Source organism: uncultured Mucilaginibacter sp. (assembly GCF_937859865.1).
Classification (GTDB): domain Bacteria; phylum Bacteroidota; class Bacteroidia; order Sphingobacteriales; family Sphingobacteriaceae; genus Mucilaginibacter_A.
Genome location: NZ_CALMAT010000034.1, coordinates 1 through 4764, shown reverse-complemented (window position 1 = coordinate 4764; position 4764 = coordinate 1). Strand labels below are relative to the sequence as shown.

General features: G+C 41.3%; 7 protein-coding genes. 3 read left to right on the top strand and 4 right to left on the bottom strand.

The features are described 5' to 3' along the window. Window positions 1–56: 56 nt before the first annotated feature. Genes Q0192_RS04115 through Q0192_RS04105 form a run of 3 tightly spaced genes read left to right on the top strand, consistent with a single transcriptional unit; the run spans window position 57 to window position 1509 of the window. On the top strand, window positions 57–437 hold the full coding sequence (locus tag Q0192_RS04115; RefSeq protein WP_299286483.1) for an HD domain-containing protein: 381 nt from the start codon (window positions 57–59) through the stop codon (window positions 435–437). Continuing rightward, a complete protein-coding gene (locus Q0192_RS04110; RefSeq protein ID WP_299286480.1) occupies window positions 388–633 on the top strand; it encodes a hypothetical protein in 246 nt (81 codons plus the stop codon). Before Q0192_RS04115 ends, Q0192_RS04110 begins: the two co-directional genes overlap by 50 nt. A gap of 6 nt (window positions 634–639) precedes the next feature. After that, a complete protein-coding gene (locus tag Q0192_RS04105) occupies window positions 640–1509 on the top strand; it encodes a YitT family protein (RefSeq protein WP_299286478.1) in 870 nt (289 codons plus the stop codon). A 2-nt stretch (window positions 1510–1511) separates the two neighbouring features. On the opposite strand, the gene Q0192_RS04100 is transcribed toward Q0192_RS04105, so the two are convergent. The 4 genes from Q0192_RS04100 to Q0192_RS04085 form a co-directional block, all read right to left on the bottom strand. Beyond that, complete coding sequence (locus Q0192_RS04100; RefSeq protein WP_299286476.1) at window positions 1512–2555, bottom strand: adenylate/guanylate cyclase domain-containing protein; 1044 nt, start codon at window positions 2553–2555, stop codon at window positions 1512–1514. Then, window positions 2555–2929, bottom strand: a complete 375-nt coding sequence (locus tag Q0192_RS04095; protein ID WP_299286474.1) for a response regulator — start codon at window positions 2927–2929, stop codon at window positions 2555–2557. Before Q0192_RS04095 ends, Q0192_RS04100 begins: the two co-directional genes overlap by 1 nt. 47 nt (window positions 2930–2976) lie before the next feature. Continuing rightward, window positions 2977–3438 (bottom strand): IS200/IS605 family transposase, encoded by a 462-nt coding sequence (gene tnpA / locus Q0192_RS04090; protein ID WP_299286472.1) that lies wholly within the window; start codon window positions 3436–3438, stop codon window positions 2977–2979. 223 nt (window positions 3439–3661) lie between these two features. Further along, a partial coding sequence (locus Q0192_RS04085; RefSeq protein ID WP_299286470.1) for an ATP-binding protein occupies window positions 3662–4764 on the bottom strand: 1103 nt, incomplete at its 5' end.

Sequence of the window (4764 nt, the reverse complement as noted above, 5' to 3'; positions counted from 1 at the left end):
AAATAAGCATTCCTATTCAAAACTAAAGATGTCAATATCTTTAGGCTTCAAATCCTATGCCGTACATGCAATTTAAAAATGCCGCAGAATTCATCATTCAAAAGTTGCGAAATGAGTTATCGCCAAAGCTTTCTTATCATTCTGTAGCACATGTTTTGGATGTTTACGATGCCGCAGAAAAAATCGGCAAGGCAGAAACTATTTCGGCAGCAGAGATGAAACTGGTGTTAACTGCTGCTGCCTATCACGATTCCGGCTTTTTAAAAGGCGCGAAAAACCATGAAGAAGAATCGTGCCGGATTGTGCGCGAAAATTTGCCCGGCTTTGATTATCAACCCAACCAAATCGATTATGGCGACAAAAATTCCGCAATCGCCCAAAAACCATTTGGAAGAAATTTTGGCCGATGCCGACTTGGATTATTTGGGCCGCGATGATTTTTTTACCATTGGCAACCAACTTTTTGCCGAGCTTACTAATTTTGGCACGATAAAAACAGTACACGAATGGGACGAACTGCAAGTGCGTTTTTTAGAAAGCCATCATTATTTTACCAAAACGGCTTTGCAATTGAGGCAGGCAAAAAAGGAAGCGCACCTGGGGCAAATCAAGGCCAAACTTAAAAACGACTAAGACCGAATGAGAAATTTATACCTGCCGAACTGGGCAATTGATACTATTTATACGTTGTCCGGAATTTTGTTCAGCGGTTTTGCGCTCCGCAGTTTTTTGGTGCCCAACCAGTTTTTTGATGGCGGCGTTACCGGAATTTCACTGTTGATCCACGAGTTGTACCACATCAATATTGCTTATGTTATCATCCTGGCCAACATTCCGTTTATTGTGATGGGCGCTTTCCAGGTAAACCGCACTTTTGCTTTTCGTACGCTGGCTGCGGTCATCGGTTTGGCGCTTTGTTTGCATTTTATTCCGTATCCGCAAATTACTTCCGATAAATTGCTGGTTTCTATTTTTGGCGGTGTTTTTATGGGGATAGGCGTGGGGCTTGCCATTCGCGGCGGTTGTGCGTTGGATGGGATAGAAGTACTGGCATTGTACACGGGCAAACGCATCAGTTTTACCATCAGCGAAATTATTTTGGGGATTAACATTGTGATCTTTTTGATCGCTGCCTTTAAATTAGGGTTGCCAACGGCTTTATATTCCATCTTAACTTACTACACCGCTTCCAGAGCAATCAATTTTGTGATTGAAGGTTTGGAAGAATATACTGGTGTTACGATCATCTCCGGACAAAGCGAGGAAGTAAAAGAGCGTTTGGTGATGGGTTTGGGCCGGGGGATTACCATTTACAAAGGCGAGCGCGGTTTTTTGAAAGAAAGCTATGATGTGAGCCAGCCTGTTGACATTGTTTTTACCGTGGTAACACGTTTGGAACTGCGGCGTTTAAGGAACCTCGTCCACGATATTGACCCGAAAGCTTTTGTGTTTACCAGCGTGATTAAAGAAGCGGCCGGCGGCGTTTTGAAACGACGGGCGCGGCATTAAATTTACTCCAAGACTTCGTAAACGGTAGCAGGCAATGCTTTGTTTTTCAGCAACACTTCTCCGATTTTTTGAAATTGGAATGCTTCTTTTACCTGCATAAAAACTTGTTGGTTCACTAAAATTTGTCCGGGTTTTGCTGCCGATTGCAAACGTTGTGCCGTATTAACCGAATCACCGATCACGGTATAATCCAATCTTTTTAAAGAAACTGAACCAATATTTCCAGAAACCATTTCCCCGGAATTAATGCCGATTGAAATTTCCGGTTTAAAAGTTTTGCTGGTTCCGGTAATTTCTTTACTCGTTTTGATTTGGTTTTTGATAGACAAAGCAGCATCCAAAGCGCGCTGCAAATGGTTTTCGCCTTTAAAAACCGCCATCACGGCATCACCAATAAATTTATCTACGTGGCCTTCCTGCCCGATAATTTCTTTTACAATTTTATCAAACAAGCTGTTTAATAAATTGACTACGGTGTTAGCCGGAAAGTGTTCGGTAATGGCCGTAAACTCACAAATATCCACAAACATCACGGTCGCTTCCTGCACTTCGTTCCGCATCAAGTTGTTCTCAAACTCCTTGTGCGTCATAAAGTTCAGTACGTTTTCATCTACGTACATTTTCAAAATGTTGTTCTCTTTGATGGCCCGTAAGGTTTGCTGCAACTGCCGCACATGCCGGATGGTTTTCTCCATCGTGAGATCCAAATCTTCAAAATCAACTGGTTTGAAAACGAAATCATAAGCGCCACGGTTCATGGCCATGCGGATGTTTTGCATATCGCCGTAGGCAGAAACCATGACAGCTTTGATGGTTGGGTTTGCTTCCGAAAGTTTAGTGAGCAAGGTCAAGCCATCCATCACCGGCATGTTGATATCGCTCAAAATAATATCCAAATCAGGATGTTGCCCTAATTTCTCCAACGCTTCCTCGCCATTTTGCGCAAACACAAATTCATAAATATTTTCCCTGATTTTGCGACGAAACTTCTGCTTCACCAGCAGTTCCAAATCCGCTTCATCATCAACCACTAAAATTTTAGCCATTATTCAAAACGCTTGAGTTTTTCTTTTAAACTGTTAAAATCAACCGGTTTGGTCAAAAAATCGTTCGCCCCGTTTTGCATTGCCTGGTTGTGGTTTTCCTCGTCAGCATAAGCCGTAATCATCATCACATAGGGCGGGGCCGCTTCATGTTCCTGGCGGATCTGTTTCAGCAAATCCAAACCGCTCATGCCCGGCATGTTGATATCAGAAAGGATCAGGACGATTTCAGAATCATGCTGGTGCAGGTAATTTAAAGCTTCTTCGCCGGAAAGGGCAAAACTAAATTCAATCTCGCCATTTTTGATTTCCTTACGGAAACGTTGGGTAAAAAGCGGCTGCACGTCGGCTTCATCATCTACGACTAATACTTTCATGATACGTCAAATATAATTAAAAACGACATGGCAATATTATCAAGGCATTAAAGTAACTCCTGAAAAAGGTACTGGTCATCATAATCTATTTGATACTTTTTTAAAAAATTTAAGTACTCATCTTTAAAAGTCTGCTTTTTGTGGTGTTCTTCCTGGTTTTGGATATACTTATACACAGCATCTACTCCAGAGTGGCTGTAAGAGAACACGCCGTAACCTTCCTGCCACTCAAACCTTTCTGGCGTTAGTGAATGGTCGTTTATGTATTTGAATGATTTGGCTTTTACAGTCTTCATTAATTCAGAAACAGAGACAACAGGTTTTAAACCTAAAAAGCAATGCACATGGTCTTCCATTCCATTTATAATAATTGTTTTGCATTTTGTTTCGTTGATTAGATTGCCAACAACCGGATAAAGTTGGTGTTTCCATTCTTGTTGAATTACGGCCTGTCGGTATTTTACTGCAAAAATAGTTTGGAGGTAAATTTGATGATAGGTATTGGCCATGTTTAAACTTTTCTTTTTAATGTATTAAAATCCGTTATTAAAGCATATGCGCCGAGTCTACGCGTCTCTATATTACCTCTTTATTTCTTTTCAACGGGTTTAAACCCGTTGCTACAATATTGGCCGAGGCTACGCCTCTTTGTAAATTTCTTTATAAAAAGAGCCATAGGCTCGGAGCATTTTGTAGCAATGGGTTTTAACCCGTTGCATGATAATATAATTATTACGCTTTTGCAGGCAAATTAATAATAAACTCCGAACCTTTTCCCTCTTCCGATTCAATATCAATCTTCCCACCGTGCCCTTTCACCACAATATCATAACTCAAACTCAATCCTAATCCTGTTCCTTCGCCGGTTGGTTTGGTGGTGAAAAAAGGCTGCAAAATTTTATCTTTCACCGCTTCCGGGATTCCCGTTCCGTTGTCTTTTACTTTGATCACCAAAAAAGTATCGGTAAAAGAAGTATCAACACTAACTTCTGGTTTATAAGCAGAATCGGCTGTTTTTTGCTTTTGCTGAACAGCGTAAAAAGCGTTGTTGAAAAGGTTGAGGAGAACGCGGCCAATATCTTGCGGGATGATGCTGATTTTTGGCAAATTTTCCTGAAAATGAGTAGTTAAAGTTGCATTAAAAGATTTGTCTTTCGCGCGCAAACCGTGGTAACTCAACCGTAAATATTCATCGGCCAAAACGTTCAAATCGGTCAACTGCCGCTCGCCGCTGTTGTTGCGCGAATGTTGCAGCATGCCTTTTACAATACCATCGGCGCGTTTGCCGTGGTGGTTAATTTTTTCTAAGTTTTGTTTAATGTCGGAAGCAATAGCTGATGCTTCTTTTACATCACCTTTTTCCAGTTCTTCTTCCATTTCTTCCAGCAGTTCGATGCTCACTTCTGAGAAATTGTTGACGAAGTTTAACGGGTTTTGGATTTCGTGCGCAATACCAGCAGTTAATTCGCCTAATGAAGCCAGCTTTTCGGATTGGATCAACTGGTCTTGCGTTGTGCGCAAATTGGCCAGCGCCTGCTGCAATTCTTCTGTTTGTTGTGATAATTCTGCCGTGCGTTCTTTCACCAAAACTTCCAGTTCCACTTTTCTGGCAGCAATTTGTTTGTTTAATTCTTCTTCCTGTCGCCGTTGCACGCGTTCTTTTTCTAACGCTTTTTGTTGCCGGTTAGCGGTAATCCAACTGGCAAAAATCCAAACAATCGCAAAAACTTCGGCAGTTTGCAGATAGTTGTCCCATTTTTCATATAAATCTAAATTGATAATCCGAACAAGGTTTTTAACAAGCATTACCGCCAAATAAGGCAGAAGTGTTAAAC